We start from the raw sequence: 24283 nt of genomic DNA on the forward strand, positions 1-24283 counted from the left end.
TCTCCGGTGCGGCTGGTTTGGTGATCGCACGTGTCATCGCAACCATCTCAGTCCGGTAGATCCTGAACCCCGGCCGGCTCCATCCGCGACACACCGTTCTTCTCATGCCGAAAGTTGCTGGAGGCCTCGTAAACCCGAAGTTTCAACCTGTTGATCGACCCCAATGGCCGATGCGCGGCCAAGGCGCGCCATGAATTGAAGGACAGTACGTCGTCGCCGAACACCCGCCTCTTGTCACCATATGAATCTTGCACGGGGAAGACGATTTTGGCGATCCCCCGGTGCGGGGAGTCCCCTTCCGGCCACGCGACGGTGGCATCCTCCAGGGGCATGGTCTTCTCGTCGGTGCACAGTTGCGCCCTCAGTTCGTACTCAGCACTGTTGTGCCGGAAGAACTCTGATACCAGGTGGCGGAACTCGTCGTCGGCGATGTCGTCCGGCAGAAGTACCCCTTCGAGGTCCCGCACGGACTTCGACAGCGGTACGTAACTGAGCTTGGCCACATAGTCTCCGTACCGCAGCGGCGCCGAGGAGTAGAACGTGTCACCGAGGATGTGGGTGTTGGGCCGAACGAACACGGCCACCGATTCCGGCAGTGAGAGTCCCACGCGTGGAAGAAGTTTCGCCACCCCGCCCAGAAGGTTGCTGCCCAGCCTCAGCGCGGTGTCCGGCAGCCGCGCCAGCAACCAGGCCGTGGGCATCCCCCGCCGTAGATATGCTTTCGCGTCGGCGAAGAGGAACTCGCGGTGGGTGACCAACACGAAATCCTGGGTGGTGGCCTCGTCATCGGGCAGAGTCCGCGAACCTGCCACACCCAGGACCTTGATGCCCAGGCCCCGCACGCCCCGGATCCGGTCGCTGCGCAGCAGACCGGACGTGGTGGACAACCTGGAGATGATCGGATAACTACCGGGAGTTGCGAACATGCCTTGGCGTAGGTGCGGCGGTAGATCCGGATAGACCGTCAGCTCACCGCGCAAGATGCCGTGGCTCTTCGCATGCGCATCACGGACGGCATGCCGATACTTCCGGAAGGCCCGCTGGTTGTTCGTGTGCAGCACCTTGACGATTTTGTCGATGGCTTCCTCCTCACCGGGAGGTGCCACGTCCATGTTCTCGTTGTACCGAAGGTAGGTACGCGTCGCTTCGAGCGATTCATCAGTGGCGCCCATCGCGGTCCAATCCTCCCGTATTAGTGGTCCGGGACGGTCGATATCCATCGGACACGGTGACGTTCTCAGTGTCGTGAATGCCGGAGGTGCCGCGCATGAGTACACGACTACTCAATCCTGCGCTGCGGCCGGCCCCGATGTGCGTGAATTGACGAGGTATTCCCGGTGCGATCGGAAATCCGATTTCGTGGGGATCGAGTAGCGCAATACTCACGTTCTGACTCGTCAGAATTTGTCAGCATTACGGTATGGCGAAAAAGAGTGGACCCGCCACATCAGCCACCACATTGGCCTCGTGGCTCGCAACACGAATTGATCGGTCGGTCGGGTGGTCACGCCTGCCCACGGCATTCGGCATCGCAGTACTCATCGGGCTCCGTAACGCGCTGCGCGCCGACAATCTGTTCGATACGGGGCGGGCGCCGGGTGGATCACCGCCACCGGAGAACGCCGCGTACCGCGCTGCCCGGACGTTGGACGGCACCTACAACAACCTCGAACACCCCCTGATGGGGTCGGTGGGCAGCAGGTTTGGGCGTAACGCGCCCCTTGCCCAAACCTTCCCCGAGTCCTCCGAACAACTCCTGGACCCGAACCCGCGGCTGATCAGCCGCAGGCTGCTGACCCGCGACGAGTTCATCCCGGCGACGACGCTGAACGTGCTGGCCGCGGCATGGATCCAATTCGAGGTCCACGACTGGTTCAGCCATAACACCGTCGAAGCCGAGCCATGGACGGTTCCGCTCGACGGGAACGATCCGTGGCCACAACGGCCGATGCAGATACGCCGCACCGCACCCGACCCATGCCCCGATGCGTCCGGCCCCCCGACGTTCGTCACGCAGGACACCCATTGGTGGGACGGATCGCAGGTCTACGGTGGCACCCGCGCCATCGCCGATGCACTGCGTACCGGCGCCGGGGGCACGCTACGGCTGGACGGGCAAGGCCTGCCGCCTGCTGATGTCGAGGCGCTGGCCAGCACATCAGAGACGGCCGTGAACTTCTGGGTCGGCCTGGCCATCCTGCATTCGCTGTTCATGCGGGAACATAACGCGATCTGCGAGCATCTGGCTGCCTGTCATCCGGAAATGTCCGACCAGGAGCTGTACGACAAGGCCCGCCTAGTCAACACAGCGCTGATGGCGAAAATCCACACGATCGACTGGACTCCCGCCATAATCGGGCACCCCACCACGGTATTCGCGATGAACTCCAACTGGTCCGGCATTCTGGGCGAGCGCCTAGGCAACCTATTTCGGCGCCAGCCACATAACGCTCTGCTGCGCGGTATACCCGGCTCCCCCACAAGTCTGCATAACGTGCCATATTCGCTGACCGAAGAATTTGTCGCGGTGTACCGCATGCACCCGCTAATTCCCGATCGTTTCGTGCTGCGGTCGGCCTCCGATGATTCCGTGATCGCCGAACACGAATTGCCGGATCTGGCCGTACAACATGTGCGAACCCGCTTCAGCGAGACGTCGATAGAGAACATCATTTATTCGTTCGGCCGTGCCAATCCGGGCGCGCTGACTCTGCATAACTTCCCGCGTCATCTGCAACGTCTGGAGCGGCCGGACGGATCCATTCTGGACCTCGCCGCCATCGACGTTCTTCGGGTCCGTGAACGGGGCGTGCCCCGTTACAACGAGTTCCGGCGGATGCTGCGGCTGCGGCCGGTGTCTTCGTTCGGCGAGCTCACCGACGACCCCGTGGTGGCTAAGGAGCTCGCGGCCATATACGGCGATGTCGAGCGAGTGGATCTGATGGTCGGGCTGTACGCGGAGCCCAAACCGAAGGGATTTGGGTTCAGCGACACCGCTTTTCGGATCTTCGTGCTGATGGCGTCCCGCCGGTTGGAGAGCGACAGATTCTTCACGTCCGACTTCCGGCCCGAGATCTACACCCCAGAAGGCATCGCGTGGGTCAGGGACAACTCGATGCGGTCGGTGCTGCTCCGTCACTTCCCATCCCTGGATGCCGCCCTGGACGGCGTGGCGAATCCTTTCGCACCGTGGACGCCCGCGTGGGCCAGCGGATCGACCAAGTAGGCGAATACTCATGACCGACAAGGACGTTTGGGTTCACAATCGTCAGATGAGTTCCACCGGATTCATGCCTTCGGTGTGCGATGACTAGCCCCGTGCCACGCGGACCCAAGCGGCCATCGGTCATCAGCCCGATGGTCCTGGCCGATCCGCAGACGGCACTGCCGGCCGAGGCCAACGCCTTGGTCACCGACGATGACGACCGCAGGATGGTGCTGATCGAGCTTCTCGTCGGCGCGGGTGTCGACCCCGATGACGTGCGCGACCAATTCCTGCATATGTTCCATCGGGTACTGCGCGACGAGCCGCCCACACCAACGCCCGTCGGCCGCCACTATGTGCGGTGCATGCTCACCCCCGACGAAATCCAGCGCCTGGTCCGTGGTGGGGCCAAGTCCCCTACCGCCAAGAGCGCACAACAAGCGCTGCAGCTGATCCGGCGGGTGTGGCCGGATCTGGTGGTGGAGGCGCATCTGGACCGCTCACTCACCACGATCAAGGCCGATGCGGCGATCCGCACCTATGGCTCCGGCGGGACCGGAGTCGTTTGGGCCGTGCTGGATTCGGGAATCGATGCCGAGCATCCCCATTTCGCCGCCAACGGCACCCTCACCGCGGATTCCGTGATGCCGCTGCACAAAGATTTCACGCTTTCCCCGGAGGCCTCGAAGGGGCCGCTCGTCGATGTCTACGGACACGGCACCCATGTGGCAGGCATCATCGCGGGCGAATCCCCCACCGACCCGAAGCTCATCCGGATCGCATCCACTCAACCAACTGCCGAGGGGTTGCCGGAATGGGTCCCGCGAGTGTTGGCGCAGGGGTCGCGGCTGTCCGGGGTGGCGCCGCACGCCAACCTGGTGAGTCTCAAGGTCCTCGACGACGACGGCAAGACCCTGTCGAGCGTGCTCATCGACGCCCTCAACTACGTACGCGAGATCAACAGCTACGGCAACGATCTACAGATCCACGGCGTGAATCTGTCGCTGGGATGCGGATGGATGCCAAGGGATTACGCGGCGGGCCAGAGCCCGCTGTGCCGCGAGCTCGATCTGCTCACCGGGTCAGGGGTGGTCTGCGTCGTGAGTGCCGGAAACCTCGGGGCCGGCACCGCGGCGGCCGGTGTGGGCGCCGCGATCATGGGAACGACAGCCGATGTCTACGGTCAGCTCTCCACCATCACCGACCCCGGCAATGCTGCCACCGCCATCACCGTCGGCTCGGTCCACCGGTACCGGCCGCATACCAGCGGTGTCACCTTCGACTCCTCCAAGGGGCCCACTCTCGATGGCCGACGCAAACCCGACCTGGTGGCCCCTGGTGAGCGGATCACCTCTGCGGCAACCGGTCTCATGGCCAAGGGCATTGACCTGTTGAAGGACGACGGCACCGAGGGTGCCGCCAACTACATCGAAGACAGCGGGACCTCGATGGCCGCCGCACATGTGTCGGGTGCGATCGCCGCGTTCTTGTCGGCGCGCACGGAGTTCGTGGGTAAACCACAAGAGGTCAAGGACATCTTCCTGAAGTCGGCCGTCGACTTGGGGCGCCACGAGTTCTTTCAGGGCGCGGGGCTTGTCGACCTGATGCGTGCACTATCCAACACCTAGAGACAAGCGAGTACATCATGACAACGATCAAAGGATTGCCCTACTACGAACCGGATTTCAACGCGGACGGCTCACTCAACGACGCCACCGGTGACGGCGATGGCGGTCTGCCGGCCGCAGTCGCAGCCGGTGGTATCACCGATCTGTTCCTGATGTCACACGGATGGAACAACAGTGTGGCTTCCGCGCGCCAGCTCTACACCGCGATGTTCTCGTTGATCGCCGATCAGCTCGGCGGCGATACCGACGGTGTGGCCGTCGCGGGAATCAACTGGCCGTCGGTGCTGCTGCCCGACGACAGCCCCGATAGCGCGCCGCCCGTACCTTCCACGGGCGCGGAGCTGGCCGCGGCGCTCACGCCACGCTTCCCCGGCCAGGCCGCGCAACTGAAAAAGATGGGCGAGCTGCTCGACGAGAAACCGCAGCAGTCCGCCAAGCTCATCGAGTTCCACACCTTGGCCGCCGGACTGGTCACCACCCCCGCCCAGTCACAGGAAGACAGCGGCGAGTCCGACATCGTGAAGGGCGATCCGCTCGCGGTGTTCGGGCAAGCCTCTGCCATGGCACCGAAATCGACGAGTGCCGCACAGGGACTTGGCAATCCCTTCGCCGCGCTGTGGTCGGGGGCTCGCGAGATTCTGCGCACGATGAGCTATTACGAGATGAAGAACCGGGCCGGAGTTGTCGGCCAGCGCGGCCTCGGTCCGCTGCTGGCCGCACTGTCAGGCCCCGACGGCCCGCCCCGTATTCACCTCATCGGACACAGTTTCGGGGCGCGACTGGTCTCCTACGCGCTGGCAGGGCTTCCGACAACCGGCACCAGCCCCGTCAAGTCGCTCACCCTGATCCAGGGCGCCTTCTCCCACTTCACCTTCAACCGCAAGCTGCTCTTCGACCCGGGCCGCGGACCCGGCGGCCTCGCCGGGCTCGAAGAGCGTGTGGACGGGCCGCTGCTGTCGACATACACCGCCGCCGATCGCGCGGTCGGCTGGTGGTACCCGGCGGCCAGCATGCTTGCTCGGCAGGACAGCCAAGCCGGACAGGACCCCTGGTTCCGCTGGGGGGCAATGGGTCACGACGGGTACCAGCAGGACCCGGCCGCGACGCCACTCGAGCTTGCCGAGGCCGGTAAGCCGTACGACTTCCAGCGCGGGCATTTCTACCGGCTTGACGCCAACAAGGTCATCGACGACGCCAGCCAATCCCAGTTCAGCGGTGCGCACAGCGATATCAAGCATCCGGAGGTGGCGTGGGCTATCGTCTCCGCCGCGCGCGCCTCTCAGAACTGAACACGAAAACTGCTCCCGCAGTGTGAGATCGAGTACCCCACTACGCATGAATCAAGCTCCGGTACCGAACAGGATGAACACGTCCTAGCTCGAACTCACACCCTATGCAGGGAGACAAAAATGGCCACCGCAGTCAAGTCGACGAATCACAAGCCGTCCGAAACCGAGTACGAAATTTCAGGGGCCGCGGGTGCGGCCGCTGTCACCGAACACGAATTGCCGTCGGCACAAGCGAGTAACGCCGACACCGAAACCACCAACGCCGCAACACAAGCACACGGTGAATCCACAGTCAGTGAACTGGGTTCGGTCGACGGGTTGAGCACCGACGAGTCGGAACTCGCACCACTGGACGCCATTCTGGGCAGTTATCCCGAGTTGGCCAACAGCGCCGAGGTAATCATCGGTACCGATGATCGCGTTCGGGTCGGCAACACCACCACGTTCCCCTGGCGTGCGATCTGCCACCTGATCATCACCTCCGCCAACAACCGCACCTATGTCGGAACGGGCTGGCTGATCGCTCCCCGCACCGTGATGACGGCCGGACACTGCGTCTACATGCATGCCGATGGCGGCTGGGTGCGCTCGATCCAGGTGATCCCCGGGCGCAATGCCGGTGTCCGCCCGTTCGGCACTCACGTAGGTACCGCCTTCCGCAGTGTCACCGGCTGGACCCAGAATCAGAATCGCGACAACGACTATGGCGCCATCATCCTGCCGTCGTCGTCACGTCCGGGCGATCAGACGGGATACTTCGGTTTCGCCACCCGCAATGACGATTTCCTGAAGGCCGCCGCGCTGAACCTGTCCGGGTATCCCGGCGAGAAGAACGGCGAGCAGTGGTTCATGGCGCAACGCACCAAGTCAGTCTCCGACCGCGTCATCACCTACGACATCGACACCACGGGCGGTCAGAGCGGTTCACCGGTGTGGGTGTTGCAGAACGGCAACCGTTACGGCGTCGGCATTCACACCAACGGCGCCAACTCGGGCAACTCGGCCACCCGGATCAACAGTGCCGTCTTCAACAACATGTCGACGTGGAAGAGTGGCGGTATGTGACAAGGCTTTTCAGGTAATCAGAGAATCCGGACACAGGAGGATACGTGGTCGGCATCTCGTTTCGAGACTCCGCCGGGCGTCCGATGGCCGGTGCTGTGATCAGCATCGACTCGGCGCCCGGCGAGGTCCACGATATTGCCATGGTGGCCGACGATTGGGGCGAGGTGGTCATCTCCGCACCGGTGGTCGGTGACTATCGATTTCTTGTGTCGCACACCGGGAAGACCTTTCATGCCACGGCCCATATCGCCGAGGGACAAGATCAGCTGACGGTGACCGCCGGCTAGACCGTCCCGGCGCCGATCAGTACGACGTCTCGCGCGATGTCGCACGCGTGGCCGGGTAACAACCGTGCAGGCCGCTGATGAGACGATGCGCCTCGTCAAGTTCCTTGCGCATGGCACGCAAGCGCCGATGATGGCGTGGGGCAGCAAGATTCGCGTGGCGGTCGATCTGCCGCTCGGCCTTGTCGATCTGTTGCGACACATAGTCCACGTGCTCATACAGCGACCGCAGCAGGACCCGAGCCTGCGCCACCGCCGCGTCTTCCGCCATGCGGGCATGGTCGCACCATTTCCGTAACTGTTCGCGCCGGCGCGGGGCAGATCGGGAAATGAACCACAACAGATGTAGTGCCTCCTTGGCGAACCATCCACCGGGCCATTGACTTCGTAATAGTTTCGATACTACTTTCGTAATAGTTTCGTAGGTGCGGAGAGGAGGCACGGTCATGGCACGTTTCTTCCGTCATGGCGAGCTGCCACTCGTGCTCCTGGCGCTGCTGGCGCAGCGGCCCATGCACGGCTACGAACTGATGTCCGAACTATCACGACTCTTCGGCGCCGGTGGCTACCAACCATCGCCCGGCACCGTGTATCCCGCAGTCGAAGCACTGGCCGCCGAAGGCCTCCTGACCGGCCAGACACGCGAGGGCCGGACGGTGTACCGCACGTCGGCCGAGGGCGAGCGGGCACTGACCAGCAGAGCCGACGTGCTGGCGGGCGTGGAACTGCGCACCGGCGCACGGTTCGGCCGCGGCGACTCATTCGAGAAGATCCTCGCTCGGTTCTCCGCGCGGATCATGCCGTCGGCGGGCCGGGTAGATCCCGCCGCGGTGGAAAAGATCCTCGACCAGGCCGCCCTGGAGATTACTGGCCTTGCCCGAGTTGACGATCGCAGGAGAGGAGCCAAGCAGTGAGCGATGACGCCTTTGAACGAGCAGTGGAACGTGCCGAACGCCGGGCCGACGAGGAGCAGCGACGGCTCGATCGAAAACGCCGGGCATGGATCGGACAGATGAATCGAACTGCCTTCCGGATCCACGCCAGCACCTATGTCGCTGTGCAGGTCCTGCTCGTCGCCATCTGGGCGCTTACCTGGCAGTTCGACCATGGCACGGCATACCCCTGGTTCATCTACCCGCTGTTGGGCTGGGGAATCGCCCTCATCGCGCACTACGTCGTCGCCAGCTCCATCTGGCGTCATCGTCCCGACACCGATCCCGAGCCCTGGCCCACCGAGGGCGTCAACCGAGCTAACCGTGAAACACCCACTCAGGAGCCGCAATGAACACACCCATTGGCCAAGCCACCCGGCCCATCAAGACAAGGCGCATCACGTTCCGGTATCCAACCGGTTCACTGAATCGCCACTACGTACAGGGCGATCTGGTGATGAGCCACATCATCGCGATGCTCTCCGCGGTATTCCCCGAAGGGGAGGACTACTTCATCCGGTCCGTCAAACACTTCTCCGACCAGATCACCGATCCCGCGCTGAAAAAGCAGGTGGCCGGGTTCATCGGCCAGGAGGTGACACATGGGCGCGAGCATCGCGAACTCAACGAGCGACTGCAGCAGATGGGTTATCCCACGGGCATCGTCGACCGGCTGACCAAGCGAGGGATGAGTCTCTACACGCGATACCTGCCGCCTCGCTTCAACCTCGCCATGACAGCGGCCCTGGAGCATTACACCGCAACGCTCGCCGAGACCCTGCTGACCGATCAGCGTGCCCAAGATCTGCTGGGCGAGGGCGAGGTCCGCTCGATGCTCCTCTGGCATGCGCTGGAGGAGTCCGAACATCGCGCCGTGGCCTTCGACGTCTATCGATCAGTCGGGGGCACCGAACGCATGCGCACGTGGGCCATGCGACTGATCACGACGGTGTTCCTCTGTGGGACGCTCCTGGACACCCTGATGTCACTGCTTCTCGACAGAGCGACGTACAACCCCCTCAGGTTGTTCAGAAGCCTTACCGAGCTGCGGCATTCACCCTTCGTGACCCGGGACGTACTCGACCGCGTCCGGGCCTACAACCGCCCCGGTTTCCACCCGGACGAATTCGACAACACCGACCTCGTCGAACGCTGGAACACCGAACTCTTCGGCGAGCAGGGTCAGCTGGCCGGCCATCTGCGCTGAGCCGATACCCCAGGCGCGATCTGCGCATCCCCCTTGAAAAAACCTCAGGCCCCCTCGAAAGGGGGCCTGAGTGCTGTGGCGGGTGCAGGATTCGAACCTGCGTAGGCGTAAGCCGACGGATTTACAGTCCGCTCCCATTGGCCGCTCGGGCAACCCGCCTTATCAGACGATGCAGGATACAACGATAGGGTCGTGCCAACGCAAACCGACTGGATACGGAACATACGAAGACCAGAAAGAGGGAGCAGTCATGGCGGATTCATCATTCGACATCGTGAGCAAGATCGACCGTCAGGAGGTCGACAATGCGCTCAATCAGGCGGCCAAGGAGCTGACCACACGATTCGACTTCCGTGGGACCGACACCACTATCGCCTGGAAAGGTGACGAGACCATCGAGCTGATCAGCTCCACCGAGGAGCGTCTGAAGGCGGCCGTGGACGTCTTCAAGGAAAAGCTGATCCGCCGGGATATCAGCATGAAGGCCTTCGATGCGGGCGACCCGCAGCCCAGCGGCAAGACCTACCGGCTCACCGGGACCCTCAAGCAGGGCATCGACACCGAGAACGCGAAGAAGATCAACAAGATCATCCGCGACGAGGGCCCCAAGGGGGTCAAGTCACAGGTGCAGGGCGAAGAGATCCGCGTATCGAGCAAGAAGCGCGATGATCTGCAGGCCGTCCAGGCACTGCTGAAGGGCTCGGACCTGGATATTGCCTTGCAGTTCGTGAACTACCGGTAAGACGATGGTCCGGTGATCCCCGTTGTCTCGCCATCGCACCTGATTGGCTTCGCGCTCGTCGCGTACGCCCTCATCGTGATTCCGGGGCCGAGCGTGCTGTTTTCCGTTGGCCGCTCGCTCAGCCTGGGCCGCCGCGCCGGCCTGCTGAGCGTGCTGGGCAATACGGCGGGCACCGCGGTGTTCGTGGCGCCGGCGACGGCCGGACTGGGCGCCCTGCTGACCGCCTCCTCCTGGGCGCTGACGGCGGTGAAGCTGGTTGGCGCGGCTTATCTGATCTACCTTGGCGTACAGGCGATTCGGAACCGCAAGTCGCTTAACGAGGCATTGAACGCAGAACGGCCCGCGGCGGGACAACGACACGTCTTCCGGCAGGGCTTCATCGTCGGCCTGACCAACCCGAAGACGGCGCTGTTCTTCGCCGCGGTGCTGCCGCAGTTCGCCGATCCTGCCGCGGGCTCGGTGCCGACCCAGATCTTCCTCTTCGGCATCGTGTTTATCGCGATAGCTCTTGTCTCGGACAGCCTGTGGGCACTGCTGGCCAGCACCGCGCGCAATTGGTTCGCCCGTTCACCCAGGCGACTGGAGGCAATGGGCGGTGCGGGCGGCTTCATGATCGTTGGTCTGGGGGCCGGGGTGGCGATCTCAGGTACCCACGCCTAGCGAGCCTCTGCAGAGGCGGTCAGCAGCCCAGCCAGCAGTGCACGATCGGGCCGGTACGGGGTGTTGAAACCCAACCGGTGCACCAGATCGCCGTAGCGGTCCCGCAATTGGCGCGCGCCCTGCGCGGGGTCGGTCACGGTGATCGCCGCGGTATCGACGAACTCGTCGTCGATCAGATCGGTCATCGCATCCCATTCGCCCTGTTTGGACAGCTCTTTGAGTTTCGGGCCAACCTCTGAGCGCCCGTGCAGTTCCAGGATCGGCCAGTAGGCGGGTGTGGACCCATAGAAGGCGAGCTGCTTGCGCACCGCCGCCCGCGCACTCGCCAGCTCGGTGTCGTCGCGCCCGATGATGATCATCGGCGAGTGGTGGATCTGAATGTCGGCGAGCGTCTTTCCGGACTTCTGCGCGCCACGCGCCAGCGTCGGCACGGTGATCTGCGCGAGGTAGTCGGGTGTACAGAACGGGTGCGACAGAAATCCGTCGGCCACCTCGCCCGCAACCTCGGTCATCCCGCTACCGACACCGGCCAACCAGATCGGTGGCGGGCCAAAGGCGCTCACCTCGGCGGGATCGGGCATGAACATCGGCGTCATGAGGGTGTTCTGGTAGAACTCGCCGCGATAGTCCAGCCGCCCACGTTCCTGCCACGACTGCCAGATGGCGCGTACGGCCAGCACCATGTCACGCATCCTCGCCGCGGGACTGCTCCATGGCATGCCGAACCTACGGGTGATGTGCGGTTTGATCTGCGTGCCGAGCCCGAGGATGAATCGGCCGCCCGAGTACGCCTGCAGATCCCAGCCAATATTGGCCAACAGCATCGGATTTCGCGCGAACGCGACCGCGATGGAGGTCCCCAGGGTGACATCCTTCGTGTGCTCGGCGGCCAGCAGCAGCGGCAGAAACGGGTCGTGCGCGCCCTCGAATGTCCAGATACCCGCGTATCCGGCCCCCTCGGCTTCGGCGGCATCGGCGGCCATGGTGGTCAGCCCGGTCGTGAGCGTCACATCGATCAACACCGCACTCATATTGCCGAAGTCCATATTCGCGGCGCATCGGGCCCATACCCTGGCGGGCATGGCAGCACTTCGTGAACCACAAGTCGTCGTCCTCGGGGGCGGATCCTGGGGCACCACGGTGGCCTCGATTGTGGCGCGCCGCAGTCCCACCCTGCAGTGGGCCCGTTCCCCGGAGACAGTGGCGGATATCAATGAACGGCACCGCAATTCGCGATATCTGAGCGACGAGGTCGAGCTGACCGAGAGCCTGCGCGCCACCTCGGATCTGCACGAGGCCATCGAGCAGGCCGACGTGGTGATCATGGGCGTTCCCTCGCACAGCTTCCGCGAGGTGCTCACCGAGATCGGGCAATCCTTGCGTCCGTGGGTGCCGATCGTGTCGCTGGTCAAGGGCCTCGAGCAGGGCTCGCGGATGCGGATGTCGCAGATCATCGAGGAAGTGCTGCCCGGACACCCGGCGGGCATCCTGGCCGGGCCCAACATCGCCAAGGAGGTGGCGCGCGGGTACGCGGCCGCTGGTGTGGTCGCGATGCCCGATCAGCATCAGGCAGCGCGTCTGGGCGAGCTGTTCCGCACGTCACGGTTCCGCGTGTACAGCACCAACGACGTGGTGGGTGTGGAGATGGCGGGCGCACTCAAGAACGTCTTCGCCATCGCCAGCGGCATGGGTTACGCGATCGGGATCGGCGAGAACACCCGCGCCATGGTGATCGCGCGGGCACTGCGGGAAATGACCAAACTCGGTGTGGCCATGGGCGGTAACCCCGAGACGTTTCCTGGCCTGGCGGGCCTGGGCGACCTCATCGTCACCTGCACGAGTGCCAGCAGCCGCAACCGGCACGTGGGCGAGGAGATCGGCAAGGGCAAGACCATCGACGAGATCATCGAATCGATGAATCAGGTGGCCGAGGGCGTGAAGGCGTCCTCCGTGGTGATGACCCTCGCCGATGAGTACGGCATCCAGATGCCCATCGCCCGTGAGGTCGACGGAGTGATCAACCACGGCTCCACGGTGGAGCAGGCCTACCGCGGACTCATGGCGGCCACTCCCGGCCACGAGGTGCACGGCACCGGATTCTGATCAGGCGGGCAGGTACTCGGGCTTCACCACATCGCGCAGCTCGGATAGCGCCACCCGGCTCTGCATCGGCCCCTCGGCGTACGCCGCCACCCGGTATGGCTCGAACGAGAACAGCAGCGCATCGCCGTCCAGCGAAAATTCTGTGAAATTCCCTGGCTCCGGAACTGTTCCGGTATCGACGAATTCGGTTCCCACACCGCCGAGCTGCGCGCGCAGATCGGCACGAACCAGCGCAGAGATCTTGGGCAATGCCGTCGCTGGGTCGATCAACAGAGATCCGATGGTGATCGGCTGTTTGGTGACGCGGTCGAAGGCCAGCGTGCGAAACGCGAATCCCGGGTGATAGCCGCCGAGTGACTCACTGATCGAGAACCGCACACTGTCGGAGGGATGCACACCCTTGCCCTGATACGCCTCGAAACTGACCTGGAGCGCCCACGGCTTGCCCTCGGGCGGGGCCCCCGCACGCCCGAGGGACTTGCGGAAATTAGCGCGGATATCCGCCACCAACTCGTCGGTCGCTTTCTGCAGCTCGGGGAAGGACGAATCCCATTGGACGGGGATGAGCAGGTGTTGGGTGGCCTGTGGGGTGACCTCGTCGATGACGCAGCCCTGAGCGGGGTCCCAGCGACCGCCATGTTTGGGGCATGCGGGCTCGCCGGCGGGATCAACGGTCGCGGTGGGGGCCGCGGCGGATGCTGACGCACTGGTGGATTCCGGAGCGGGGGCGTCCGTGGGTGCTTCTCCCCTATCGCAGCCAACAAGGACGATGCCGCACAGGACGGCGATCAGCAGGTTCCCGAGACGCATGCAACCAATCTAACCAGCGGCTAGGTGGTGTAGCTGCCGCCCGGACCGACCACGAAGCCGTTCTGCCAGCGGTTGTTGACACAGGTCAAGGTGCCGCCACCGTCCAAGCCGCAGCTGACCTCGCGGTAGCTCAGGCGATGCCCCGGCGCCAGGGGCTTGAACACATCACCGCCGAGGCCGTAGATCGGCCGGTCGGTGCTGGCGAAACCGGGGGCGTTACTGCCGCTGACGAGGTTCGCTCCATTGGGCGCCCCGGGCAGCGGGCCGCTGCAGCCATAGCTGGCATCGGCGCGCTTGATCATGCAGGAGATCCCACCGGGAATGGTGAAGCCGTATGCCGTGTCCGCCAAGACGCTGTACTCCAGCGGTGACACCGGAGTGAGCCCGTTGACGTTCGGAAGCCCAGACGGGTCAAGAGGATTCGGGGTGTCCGGGTCGGCGGACGCCACGCCCGCCAGCATCAAGGCGGCAATCGCGCTGGTCACAGCGCCAAGGATCGGCAGGGTACGCATCCCGTGACCATATCCAAGATCGCGCGCAATCTCGCGTCTACTGGTCAAAGACAATATCGACGCTGCCGGTGACCGGAACGGCCTGACAGGCCAGCGTCAGCCCCATCGCCAGGTCGGCATCGACCAGGGTGTCGTTGCGAAGCATCCGTACCTCGCCGCGGCGCACCGTGCAGGCACACGCGCTGCAGGCACCCTCGCGGCATGAGTACGGCGCATCGAGGCCCTGGGCGAGCAGCACATCGAGCAGCGGGGTGTTCCTGGGCCACTCGATGGTGACTTGTGTACCGTCGAGTTCCACGGTCGCCTCCGCGGTGTCCCCGCCACCCTGGGGGACCACGATGTCGGCGAACGGGTCGCCGGTCAGCGACTGGTAGAGCTCGACGTGAATGTGGCTGGCCGGCATCCCGACGGCCGACAACGCGGCGCGTGCCCCGTCCATGAACGGCGCCGGGCCACAGATGTAGGTGCCGTACCGGGTGTAGGCCGCGAACAGCTCGGCCATGGCGTCACGGGTGGGCAATCCGCGCTCGGATTCGAGCCAGTGCACCACCCGCAGCCGGTCCGGGAACTCCACCATGATGTCGTCGATCTCGGCACCGAAGATGACGCTCTGCTCATCCCTGTTCGCGTAGAACAAGTAGACCGTTCCGGCACCACCCAGCAGCACCGACTTGGCGATGGACAGCATGGGGGTAATGCCGCTGCCGGCCGCGATCAGCAAGAAGTCGCCGTCCAGCGACCGCGGAACGAAGACCCCGGACGGGGTGAGCACGGTGATGTGATCACCCACGACGACGTTGTCGCACAACCAGTTCGACGCGTATCCGCCGTCCGTGCGTTTGATGGTGACGACGAGGTCGTCATCGAGATGCGGTGAGCTGGACAGCGAGTAGCAGCGGGCCACCGAACCCGTTTGTTCACTGGGGATTTTCAGCGTGAGGAATTGCCCGGGTCGGTACCGGAATGCCTCGACGAGGGCATCGGGCACTTCGAAAACCAGGGAAACCGCATCCCCCGTCTCTCTGATGATCTCGACGACCTCCAGTGAATGAACATGGGGATTGCCAGTCACCTTGGGTGCATCCGGTGTGACGGTGTCTGTCATCGACGGCGCCTAGAGCTCGATACCGAAACGGGCCGCGATCTTCTTGCCCGGCCCGTACTTGCCGAATCCGTAGAACGGCGCCATCAGATCCCCGTAACGCGGGCCGATGATGCGCGGTATCGCGTCGAACACCCGAGCATCGGGACCGATCAACACGCGGGGCCGATTCTTCTCGACACCCCGCAGAATGATCCGCGCCGCCGAGTCCGGCCGGGTGATCGCCGCGAGCTGGAAGCCCTTTCGGACGGTTTCCCGGTCGACTCCCTCCGGGATACCGCGCGCGCTCGAGGCGATATTGGTCTTGATCCCGCCGGGGTGCACACAGGTGACTCCCACGGGGTACTTGGCCGCCCGGATCTCCTGACGCAGCGCCTCGGTGAAGCCACGAACGGCGAATTTCGCTGCGTTATAGGCACTCTGAGATGGAATGCCCATGAATCCAAACACCGACGACACATTGATGATGTGGCCATCGCCCGATTCGATGAGATGCGGCAGGAAGGCCTTGGTGCCGTGCGCAACACCCCAGAAGTTGATGTTCATCAACCAGTCAAAGTCGTCCCATTCCATGTCTTTGACGTCGGCGGACAGTGCCACCCCGGCGTTGTTGAACACCAGGTTGACCTGACCGAACTCGTTCTTGACGTCGGCCGCATGGGCGTACACGGCGGCCCGGTCGGCGACGTCGAGTTCAAAGGGGATGGCGGTCGCGCCGGCCTTCTCGCAACGCCCGGCGGTGTCGGCCACGCCCGCGGTGTCGACATCCGAGAGCGCCAACCGCGCACCGCGCTGGGCCAGATTCAAGGCCAGGCTGCGGCCGATACCCGAACCGGCACCGGTGATGACGGCGACCTTGTTGTCGAAGTTCTTCATCGTTTCTCGCTTCTTTTGGACGGAAGTGGCGGCCTAGCGTGCGGACAAGCTTGGCGAGGTCTGCCGGGGACCCTCCGCGAGGGGAATGGTCTTGCGCACAGCCGGGCGTACCGCGCCTTCGAATTCATACTCGGTGGGATCGACTTTCCTTGTCTGCGACCAGTATTCGAAGGTGAATCCGGACCACAACGTCCGGTTCTTGCCGTGCTCGTCCAGGTACCAGCTCTGGCAACCGCCGTTGTTCCAGACCGAGCCCTGCAGCTTGCGCTGAACCTCGGCGTTGAACCGGTCCTGGGCTTCGCGGGTAGGCACAATCGCCTGGGCGTAGGCCTCATCAACGTGTTTGATGGCCTCGGTGACGTAATGGATCTGCGACTCGATCATGAACACGATCGAGTTGTGGCCCAGCCCGGTGTTGGGGCCCAGGAGGAAGAACAGGTTGGGCATGCCGGCGATCGTGATGCCGCGATGAGCGGTGACACCCTCTGCCGACCAACGGTCGCCGAGGTCCTCGCCGTTCTGGCCCTTCAGATCCAGGTACTTGTACGAGTCGGTGACGTGGAAACCGGTGCCGAAGATGATGGCGTCGACCTTGCGCTCGACTCCGTCGCCGGTGACAACGCCGTCGGCGGTCACCCGCGTGATGGACTCGGTGACCAGTTCCGTCTTCGGGTTCTCGATCGCCTTGTAGTACGTGGCCGAGCCCAACAGTCGTTTGCACCCGGCCCGGTAATCCGGTGTGACCTTCCGGCGTACGTCCGGATCCGAGATCTGGCTCTTGATGTACGCACGACCCAGCAGCTCAACGCCTTTCAGCAAGGCCGGGCGCCGGTTCATCGCGTATGCGCCGGCCTCGGCGCCGAAGTACATGCCGCTGCGGAACAACGCCCGCAGGCCCGGGATGCTCGCAAAGGCCCGCTTGGCCGCCGGCCCGAATTCGACATTGCTGCGCGGCAGCACCCACGGCGGAGTGCGCTGAAAGAGTTTCAGCTCGCCTACCTTGCCGACGATCTCGGGGACGAACTGAATAGCGCTGGCACCCGTTCCGATGACGGCGACCCTCTTGCCGGTGAGGTCGAAGTCGTGGTTCCACTGCGCGGAATGGAAGACCGGCCCCTCGAATCGGTCGAGGCCGTCGATCTCCGGGATGCTCGGAATGTGCAAGGCGCCGACCCCCGAGATGAGGAACTGGCAGATGTACTCCTGCCCACTCTCGGTGAACACATGCCAGCGGTACTCACTCTCATCCCAATACCCGCGAGTGACGCGTGTGTTGAAGGTGACATGCCGATACAAGCCGTACTTGGCGGCGACTTCCTTGAGATAGTCGAAGATCTCGGGCTGCCTGGAAAAGAGTTGATCCCAGTTCGACCGCGGCTCGAACGAGAAGGAGTAGAGGTGCGTCGGCACATCGCACGCCGCACCGGGATAGGTGTTGTCGCGCCAGGTGCCACCCATTTCACCGGCCTTTTCCAGAATGACGAACGGCACCCCCATCTTCTGCAGCGCGATCGCAGCACCGATACCCGAGAAACCGGTGCCGACTATCAGCGCACGGACCCGGATGGGATCGGCAGAGCCGCTGTCGATCACAGTGTCAGGCTGCTGTTCTTCGGACGGTGCATCGGTGACAGTCATGTGGCGCAATCGCTTTCTGTTTTCGAAGGTGGACCCTTGGCACGGCAGAACTGGCTCATTGCCACCGGCAACGAGCCAGTTCTGCTGTCGCGCTTATCGCGACTTGATCTCGGCCAGGATGTCGTCGGGCATCGCCCGCGACATCCGCAACAGTCGCCCGGTGAATTTGCCATCCAGGAAACCGATCTCGTGCATGAAGCGCATCAGCGGCTCCGATACCCATGTCGCGTTCTCGCGGTAATTCGGTGACGTCAGGAAGGCATACAAGCCGCGCAGGGGATGAATACCCACCGACCGGTACGCCTTCGGGTTGAACAGCACCGGATAGATGCCGATCACCGAAAGGGCGAAGACCGCGCGGTGGAACGCGTTGGAGACCGGGCCCCGCTCGGAGATCTGACGCACCAGTTCCTCACGCGCATAGGTGATATGCCGCGCCTCCTCCAGCACATGGATCTTCATGAGCTGACGGGCGTGCGGCTGCACCGTCTCGTCCATCATCGTTTCGCGCTGCGCGCGGTCGAGCACCTCTTCGACCAGCAGCAGTCCCCCCAGACCCGAGGGACCGAGGGGCACCAGACCAAGGAGCCGAATGACGCGCGTCGCGAACTTGGGATAGGTGTACGGCTCGATGCCGAGCTTGTTCACGAGACGACCGAACATGGTGGAGTGCCGAGCTTCCTCGCTGATCTCGGTCAGCGCGTAACGGCCGTGATCGGTCGCTCCCCCGTTCTGCTCGACAACCTGCCGCCACAGCATGGCGCTCAGGCCGGTCTCTACGTAGATGCCGAAGCTGAGCACGGAGCCGAGCTCATGACGCGTCAGTTCGATGCGCTGTTCCTCGGTCAGCTTGTCCCACAGCTTGGTGCCGTACAGCGACGTCCGGCGCGGCGTGGCCCAATACAACCCGGGCACGATCGGCGCGTCCCAATCGATGTCGACTTCGCCGTCGTAGGCACGCTCCGCGGCCGAACGCAGCAACCGCTGCGCCGTCTTCTGCCGGTCGCCCACGGACTTGCCCCGTACCGACGAGGCGCCGGCCTCGTGCAGTGCGGTTGGTTGGTCGATGGTCGTCATTGATCCCGCCCTCCAATTTTATGCATTACTTTCAGTACCCGTTACTTTGAGTCTTAACGTTGCACCCTGGTTTGTCAATCCCCGAGCGGGGTCATAAAAGCCCGCGACCTCCGAGAATCGACCTCGCAGCGCTGGTCGTGAACATTCCTGCGTCCTGAGCAATGTCGAGGTATCGCCGCAACAACACCTGATTGCGGTGGCGACTGTTCTCGCTCCGCGCCGCCGCCCTGCGGCCGGCCCGCTCGGTCAGGCCCACGCTGCGGTACACCTGCGGACGCACGATCAGCGAGGTCGCCAACACCGTCAACAGCGCAACCGAGATATCGGCCGGGGCGGCGGGCAGATACCTCCGGGCATCCACCGCGCGGTACAGCTCATCCTCGGCGAACTCGAGCTGACGGCGGCCGACCAGAACACAGATCTTTGCGACCTGCCGAACCACGGGCTGCGCCTGCTCGTCAGCCTCGAGCTCACTCATCAGCTGATGAATCAACCTGTGCAGCAAGAGGATGAATCCGCGGCCGAGAGGACCATGCGGAATGAGTGGCACGAAGAACCGCTGCAGTCGCTGCACGGCCATCGGCGCGGGTGCAAGCTCCAACCCCGTCTTGTTGATCAGCCGTCCGACCATGGTCGCGTTGCGGCTGATATCACGAACGCTGGCCAGCAGAAAGCGGGTGTAGTCATCGGCCAGCGTGTTGCCCTCAATGACATCCCGGAACATCAGTGACGCCAACGCACCCTGCGCATCCACGACAAAACTCAGCAGACTGACCAGCTCCTGGCGCGCCAGTTCGTCACGCTGCTCCACCGACAGCGCACCCCACTCGGGGGTGCCGTAGAGCGAAACCCGATGGGACGCAAGCCAATGCATCCCTGAGCTCAGCGGTGCATCCCAGTCGATGTCCAGCTCGGGGTCGTAACTCAGCTCTGTGGCCTCGAAGAGCAATCGGCGCGCCGTCTTGAGGCGATCGCCCACCCGCCGACGACGCGTAGGAACGCCTCCATCCACCGTGGTGGCCTGGCTGAACTCGTAGTCGGTGTAGTTGATGTCTTTGTAACTACTGGACGTCACGTTGCTGTCCTCTGATCACCCAAGGTTTAGTACCCGTATTAAATAGTATCGGGTACTCTTTGTTACGCATATGTCAGCGAGCTTGCCGGGGCGGTATCCCGGTTGTCAAGAGGAGAGTCATGACCCTTCCCCGACAGGACGACACCAATAGCGTCTTCAGCCATAGCCCGCATGATGATTCGGACTACATCGGCGAGGCGACGGTGACCGTTCGTGGTGTCGAGATCCCGGTAGAGCTAGAGCTCAAGGGGTACAGCGAGCCGATCGACGGCATCTACCGATGGATCGGACGCATCCGGCCGAACGAACAGCTGACCGCGGCCGTCGGAGACGAGGCACGCGTGAATGCCACGATCCGCACCACGCATAGCGCACGGGACGCCTTCATCGGCGACCCCGACCCGTGGAATCGGTATCGGGTGATCGGAAAGAGCACCCCGCCCTTCCACGTCGCCACCGATCTCTCGGAAGTCGAACCGGAGTAAGGGTTTTCACTACTGCCGTCGAGCACGAATCAGCGCGACGAGTTCGCGCTCGGCCTCGTGCAATGGTTCCACCGAGCGCGCGGCCCGCGCCTGCAACAGCGCACCCTCGATCGCGCTGACAATCAGCGATGCCACGCCTTCTGCGCCGTCGACCACACCCGAGTCCCGCAATGAACCCTCTATCTGAGCCCGCATCACCAGGAACGCATCGTGGGCCGCAGTGCGGATCTGTTCCTCCCCCGGACCCGCGAGTGCGGCCGCCGCATGAGGGCATCCGGTGTTGAAGTCGTGAGTCTGCAGCTGATTGGTCCACCATTTGATGAATTTGGCGAGGACGTACTCGGCATCGCCACGCACCCGCAGCGCGCCGAGGAAGGCGTTGGCCTGCGCTGAGGCCTCCCGCTCAGCCTCCGCGATGAGTTCACCCTTCCCTTCCGGGAAGTGCTGATAAATGGAGTTCCGGGCCGTACCGCTGCGTTTAAGCAGATCAGCGAGGCCGGTGCCATGCACCCCGCGTTCGCGCATCATCGCGATCGCGTTATCGATCAGCCGCTGCCGTGGACCCGGTGTCACCTCAGCATCCTCCTCAAATGGACCGATCGGTCCATAGCCTGCTACCGTCGATATGGACCAATCAGTCTACGCGGAAGGTGCGGTATGACCATCGAAATCGAGAACCTGTCCGGACTCGAACTGCTGAAAAGCATGGGAGGAACGCCGGAGGCGACGCCACCCATTTCCCGGCTACTCGGGATGCAGCTGGAAGAAATCAGCTTCGGTTCCGTCGCGTTCAGCGTGGTCACCCGGCCTGAGTTCGCCAATCCCCTCGGCACCTTGCACGGCGGAATCTGCGCGACACTGCTCGACTCCGTCATGGGTTGTGCCGTGCACTCCACGCTCGAGGCCGGAATCGGTTACGGGACACTCGAACTCAAGGTCAACTATGTCCGTACCGTCGCTACCGACGGCGAAAAGCTGATCGCGACAGGCACGGTCTTGCACCCAGGCCGCAGGGTCGCGACCGCCGAGGGCAAGGTTATCGACTCCCAGGGACGGCTGGTGGCGCACGGGACCACCACGGTAATGGTGTATCGCTAATGAGTGCCGCCGAGGACTTTCTGCGGGCCTCGTTGGCCGTTGGGACACTCATCACGGCGATACGACCGGAGCAATGGAATGAGCCGACCCCGTGTGCCGAGTGGAACCTGCGCCAGTTGGTCGACCACCTGATCGACGTGAACTATTCACTGTCCGAGCGCTTCGGCGGGCCCAGTGGCAGCGCCGACGAAGATCCCGCCGCGGCGTATCAGCTGTCGGTATCGGCATTGAGCGAGACGCTGGCACGCCCTGGGGTGCTCGAGCAGACCTATCCCGGCCCGTTCGCCCACACGAGCGGCGACAACCAGCTCCAGATTCGGATGGCCGACCTGCTGACCCACGGCTGGGACCTGGCCCAGTCCACCGGCGTTCCCGCGGACCTACCCACCGACCTCGTCGAGAATGCGCTGGGGTTCGTCGAGAAGCTTGCCGGAGCATTCGCACGGTCAGGGAAGTTCGGTACCCCACAGCCCGTCGCCGTGGATGCGCCCGTACTCGACCGGTTGGCCGCGCAGACCGGACGCACGGTTCAGTAGCCGTTCGGCCGTTTAAAAGCGGGCCATATCCTCAAGGCGCGCGATGCGATCAGCCATCGGCGGGTGTGTCGAGAAGAGCGATGCCACCCGGTCGCCGGCCCGGAACGGGTTGGCGATCATCAGGTGCGACTGGCTGGCCAGCTGCGGCTCCGGTGGCAACGGTGCGGCCTGCACCCCGCCGGAGATCTTGCGCAGGGCCGATGCCAGGGCCAGCGGATCTCCGGTCAGTTCGGCGCCAGACTGGTCGGCCTGATACTCACGTGAACGGGACACCGCCATTTTCACCACCGTGGCAGCAACCGGCCCCAGCATCGAAACCAGGAAAAGCGCAAAGGGATTCGGGCGGTCTTCGCCGCCACCACCGAAGAAGTTCATGAACATCGCCATATTGGCCAGCCCTGAGATGACTGCCGCGAGCGCACCCGCCACACTCGAAATCAGGATGTCGCGGTTGTAGACATGCGAGAGCTCATGGCCCAGCACCGCGCGCAGCTCACGCTCGGAGAGCAGATCGATGATGCCTGTCGTGCAGCAGACCGCCGCATTACGCGGATTGCGGCCCGTCGCAAAGGCGTTGGGCGCATTCGTATCGCTGATGTACAGCCTGGGCATCGGCTGGCGCGCAACGGTCGCCAGCTCCCGCACGATCCGGTACATCGCGGGCTGCTGCAACTCCGTCACCGGCTGGGCGTGCATGGCACGCAACGCCAGGGTGTCGCTCTTGAAGTACACGTACGCATTCATGCCCACGGCAAACAGAACAGCCAGCAGCAGGATGCTCTTGCTGTGGAACAGCGAGCCGATGAACACGATCATCGCCGACATGCCGCCCAGCAGGAGCACTGTCTTCAGTCCGTTGGCGTGGCTCGGTCCTGCCGTCGACATGAGCTTCCCTTCCGTCTACTCGGTTCACCCAAGCTAACGAAGCAGGGGGCGCTCGGGTTCCGCGAGCTCAGCCGTGACGACGAACGGTGTATTCGATGAGCACGCCCAACGCGTCGCGCGCAGCACCGGGAGGCAGCTCGACCAGCTCGGCCTTGGCGCGATCGGCGTAATCCAGAACCACCGACTTTGCCTGAACCAGCCCGTTCGATCCCCGCAGCAGCGTCAACGCCTCTTCCACCTCGGCATCGTCGGTGATCGGCGCGGCCAGCAGGACACGCAGCCGATCGGCCTCCGGCCCGGTATCGCGCAGGGCGTACAGCATCGGCAGCGTGTGCACCCCCTCGCGCAGGTCGGTGCCGGGCGTCTTACCGGACTCGTCGGTGAGGCTCTCGATGTCGATGATGTCATCGGAGATCTGGAATGCGGTCCCGACGATGGCACCCAAGCGGCTCAGCCGCTCGATCTGCTCGTCATCGCACCGGGAGGTCATGCCGCCAAAGCGCCCGGTCGCCGCGATCAGTGACCCGGTCTTCTCGTGGATCACCTTGAGGTAGTGCTCGGTCTCGTCACCGCCCTCCGGCACCCCGGCGGTCTCCCGCATCTGGCCCGTCACCAGTTCGGCGAAGGTCTCGGCGACGATCCGCACCGCGGTGGGCCCCAACCGGGAGACCAGCCGCGAGGCCGTGGCCAGCAGATAGTCCCCGGCGAGAATGGCGACGTTGTTACCCCAGCGAGCGTTGGCGCTGGGTACGCCACGACGCTTCTGCGCCTCGTCCATGACGTCGTCGTGGTACAGCGTGGCCAGGTGAATGAGCTCGCACACCGCGCCGGCGAGGATCACCTCGTCGTTGTCCGGATCGGGTCCGGTCTGGGCGGCGAGCACCGTGAACAACGGGCGGAAGCGCTTACCGCCTGCGTGGAAAAGGTGCAGCACCGACTCCGTCAACAGTGGGTCCGACTGCCCAAGCTCGGTCACGATGAGGGTTTCGATCGCGGCCAAATGGTCGCGCACCTTCGCGGCGAATACGGGATCACCGAGGTCAACTCCGGCCACCGTGGTCGAGTTACTCACCG

General features: G+C 63.8%; 27 protein-coding genes and 1 tRNA gene. 14 read left to right on the forward strand and 14 right to left on the reverse strand.

Translation table 11 applies throughout. From position 1 onward, the window contains the following. Positions 1–47: 47 nt before the first annotated feature. On the reverse strand, positions 48–1172 hold the full coding sequence (locus tag BB28_RS19685) for a catalase family protein (RefSeq protein ID WP_046254724.1): 1125 nt from the start codon (positions 1170–1172) through the stop codon (positions 48–50). A 248-nt stretch (positions 1173–1420) separates the two neighbouring features. On the opposite strand from BB28_RS19685, the gene BB28_RS19690 reads away from it, so the two are divergent. The 5 genes from BB28_RS19690 to BB28_RS19710 all read left to right on the forward strand — a co-directional run bounded on the left by BB28_RS19690 (position 1421) and on the right by BB28_RS19710 (position 7474). After that, complete coding sequence (locus tag BB28_RS19690) at positions 1421–3226, forward strand: peroxidase family protein (RefSeq protein WP_046254725.1); 1806 nt, start codon at positions 1421–1423, stop codon at positions 3224–3226. Positions 3227–3306: 80 nt separating this feature from the next. Beyond that, positions 3307–4833: a S8 family peptidase gene (locus BB28_RS19695; protein WP_046254726.1), complete on the forward strand. Its 1527-nt coding sequence runs from the start codon at positions 3307–3309 to the stop codon at positions 4831–4833. Positions 4834–4850: 17 nt separating this feature from the next. After that, on the forward strand, positions 4851–6122 hold the full coding sequence (locus BB28_RS19700) for an alpha/beta hydrolase family protein (RefSeq protein ID WP_046254727.1): 1272 nt from the start codon (positions 4851–4853) through the stop codon (positions 6120–6122). Between the two features lie 120 nt (positions 6123–6242). Next, positions 6243–7187: a trypsin-like serine peptidase gene (locus BB28_RS19705; RefSeq protein WP_052740296.1), complete on the forward strand. Its 945-nt coding sequence runs from the start codon at positions 6243–6245 to the stop codon at positions 7185–7187. Positions 7188–7231: 44 nt separating this feature from the next. Further along, positions 7232–7474 (forward strand): hypothetical protein, encoded by a 243-nt coding sequence (locus BB28_RS19710; RefSeq protein ID WP_064393538.1) that lies wholly within the window; start codon positions 7232–7234, stop codon positions 7472–7474. Positions 7475–7490: 16 nt separating this feature from the next. On the opposite strand, the gene BB28_RS19715 is transcribed toward BB28_RS19710, so the two are convergent. Further along, positions 7491–7742 (reverse strand): hypothetical protein, encoded by a 252-nt coding sequence (locus tag BB28_RS19715; RefSeq protein ID WP_199347551.1) that lies wholly within the window; start codon positions 7740–7742, stop codon positions 7491–7493. A gap of 175 nt (positions 7743–7917) precedes the next feature. Between BB28_RS19715 and BB28_RS19720 the strand changes: the two genes are divergently transcribed. Genes BB28_RS19720 through BB28_RS19730 form a run of 3 tightly spaced genes read left to right on the forward strand, consistent with a single transcriptional unit; the run spans position 7918 to position 9610 of the window. Further along, a complete protein-coding gene (locus tag BB28_RS19720; protein ID WP_046254729.1) occupies positions 7918–8385 on the forward strand; it encodes a PadR family transcriptional regulator in 468 nt (155 codons plus the stop codon). After that, positions 8382–8756, forward strand: a complete 375-nt coding sequence (locus BB28_RS19725) for a 2TM domain-containing protein (protein ID WP_046254730.1) — start codon at positions 8382–8384, stop codon at positions 8754–8756. Before BB28_RS19720 ends, BB28_RS19725 begins: the two co-directional genes overlap by 4 nt. Beyond that, positions 8753–9610, forward strand: coding sequence for a metal-dependent hydrolase (locus tag BB28_RS19730; protein WP_046254731.1), 858 nt, complete (start codon positions 8753–8755; stop codon positions 9608–9610). Before BB28_RS19725 ends, BB28_RS19730 begins: the two co-directional genes overlap by 4 nt. 76 nt (positions 9611–9686) lie before the next feature. On the opposite strand, the gene BB28_RS19735 is transcribed toward BB28_RS19730, so the two are convergent. Continuing rightward, positions 9687–9769: transfer RNA gene (locus BB28_RS19735), tRNA-Tyr, on the reverse strand. Between the two features lie 91 nt (positions 9770–9860). On the opposite strand from BB28_RS19735, the gene BB28_RS19740 reads away from it, so the two are divergent. Continuing rightward, positions 9861–10352 (forward strand): YajQ family cyclic di-GMP-binding protein, encoded by a 492-nt coding sequence (locus BB28_RS19740; RefSeq protein ID WP_030096586.1) that lies wholly within the window; start codon positions 9861–9863, stop codon positions 10350–10352. Positions 10353–10364: 12 nt separating this feature from the next. Then, complete coding sequence (locus BB28_RS19745) at positions 10365–11012, forward strand: LysE family translocator (RefSeq protein WP_046254732.1); 648 nt, start codon at positions 10365–10367, stop codon at positions 11010–11012. Here the strand turns inward: BB28_RS19745 and BB28_RS19750 are convergent. After that, positions 11009–12058: a TIGR03617 family F420-dependent LLM class oxidoreductase gene (locus BB28_RS19750; RefSeq protein ID WP_046254733.1), complete on the reverse strand. Its 1050-nt coding sequence runs from the start codon at positions 12056–12058 to the stop codon at positions 11009–11011. The genes BB28_RS19745 and BB28_RS19750 overlap by 4 nt on opposite strands. Positions 12059–12092: 34 nt before the next feature. Here BB28_RS19750 and BB28_RS19755 point away from each other — a divergent pair, with 34 nt between their 5' ends. Then, positions 12093–13115: an NAD(P)H-dependent glycerol-3-phosphate dehydrogenase gene (locus BB28_RS19755; RefSeq protein WP_030096583.1), complete on the forward strand. Its 1023-nt coding sequence runs from the start codon at positions 12093–12095 to the stop codon at positions 13113–13115. On the opposite strand, the gene BB28_RS19760 is transcribed toward BB28_RS19755, so the two are convergent. From BB28_RS19760 to BB28_RS19790, 7 genes are all read right to left on the reverse strand, one after another. Beyond that, positions 13116–13925 carry an RsiV family protein gene (locus BB28_RS19760; protein ID WP_046254734.1) on the reverse strand — a complete coding sequence of 270 codons (810 nt, stop codon included), beginning with the start codon at positions 13923–13925 and terminating at the stop codon, positions 13116–13118. Positions 13926–13945: 20 nt separating this feature from the next. Then, positions 13946–14437, reverse strand: a complete 492-nt coding sequence (locus tag BB28_RS19765) for a hypothetical protein (protein ID WP_046254735.1) — start codon at positions 14435–14437, stop codon at positions 13946–13948. Between the two features lie 37 nt (positions 14438–14474). After that, positions 14475–15542 carry a ferredoxin--NADP reductase gene (locus tag BB28_RS19770; protein WP_046254736.1) on the reverse strand — a complete coding sequence of 356 codons (1068 nt, stop codon included), beginning with the start codon at positions 15540–15542 and terminating at the stop codon, positions 14475–14477. 9 nt (positions 15543–15551) lie between these two features. Next, positions 15552–16415, reverse strand: a complete 864-nt coding sequence (locus tag BB28_RS19775) for an SDR family NAD(P)-dependent oxidoreductase (RefSeq protein ID WP_046254737.1) — start codon at positions 16413–16415, stop codon at positions 15552–15554. Between the two features lie 33 nt (positions 16416–16448). Further along, complete coding sequence (locus BB28_RS19780) at positions 16449–18053, reverse strand: flavin-containing monooxygenase (protein WP_046254738.1); 1605 nt, start codon at positions 18051–18053, stop codon at positions 16449–16451. 93 nt (positions 18054–18146) lie between these two features. Beyond that, positions 18147–19130 (reverse strand): AurF N-oxygenase family protein, encoded by a 984-nt coding sequence (locus BB28_RS19785; protein ID WP_046254739.1) that lies wholly within the window; start codon positions 19128–19130, stop codon positions 18147–18149. Between the two features lie 91 nt (positions 19131–19221). Further along, positions 19222–20205, reverse strand: coding sequence for a diiron oxygenase (locus tag BB28_RS19790; RefSeq protein ID WP_046254740.1), 984 nt, complete (start codon positions 20203–20205; stop codon positions 19222–19224). Positions 20206–20324: 119 nt separating this feature from the next. Between BB28_RS19790 and BB28_RS19795 the strand changes: the two genes are divergently transcribed. Next, entirely contained in the window at positions 20325–20690 is a 366-nt protein-coding gene (locus BB28_RS19795) for a DUF4873 domain-containing protein (protein WP_046254741.1), read from the forward strand. Positions 20691–20699: 9 nt separating this feature from the next. On the opposite strand, the gene BB28_RS19800 is transcribed toward BB28_RS19795, so the two are convergent. Further along, positions 20700–21290 (reverse strand): TetR/AcrR family transcriptional regulator, encoded by a 591-nt coding sequence (locus BB28_RS19800; RefSeq protein WP_046254742.1) that lies wholly within the window; start codon positions 21288–21290, stop codon positions 20700–20702. Positions 21291–21347: 57 nt separating this feature from the next. Between BB28_RS19800 and BB28_RS19805 the strand changes: the two genes are divergently transcribed. Together BB28_RS19805 and BB28_RS19810 are read left to right on the forward strand one after the other, a co-directional pair. Beyond that, positions 21348–21788 carry a PaaI family thioesterase gene (locus BB28_RS19805; RefSeq protein ID WP_046254743.1) on the forward strand — a complete coding sequence of 147 codons (441 nt, stop codon included), beginning with the start codon at positions 21348–21350 and terminating at the stop codon, positions 21786–21788. Further along, positions 21788–22324 (forward strand): TIGR03086 family metal-binding protein, encoded by a 537-nt coding sequence (locus BB28_RS19810; protein ID WP_046254744.1) that lies wholly within the window; start codon positions 21788–21790, stop codon positions 22322–22324. Before BB28_RS19805 ends, BB28_RS19810 begins: the two co-directional genes overlap by 1 nt. 12 nt (positions 22325–22336) lie before the next feature. Here the strand turns inward: BB28_RS19810 and htpX are convergent, their stop codons facing one another. Both htpX and BB28_RS19820 read right to left on the reverse strand, forming a co-directional pair. Beyond that, positions 22337–23209 carry a zinc metalloprotease HtpX gene (htpX, locus tag BB28_RS19815; protein WP_046254745.1) on the reverse strand — a complete coding sequence of 291 codons (873 nt, stop codon included), beginning with the start codon at positions 23207–23209 and terminating at the stop codon, positions 22337–22339. A 67-nt stretch (positions 23210–23276) separates the two neighbouring features. Next, on the reverse strand, positions 23277–24263 hold the full coding sequence (locus tag BB28_RS19820) for a polyprenyl synthetase family protein (RefSeq protein ID WP_046256002.1): 987 nt from the start codon (positions 24261–24263) through the stop codon (positions 23277–23279). Positions 24264–24283 lie beyond the last annotated feature (20 nt).

This window comes from Mycobacteroides chelonae CCUG 47445 (genome assembly GCF_001632805.1).
Classification (GTDB): Bacteria; Actinomycetota; Actinomycetes; order Mycobacteriales; family Mycobacteriaceae; genus Mycobacterium; species Mycobacterium chelonae.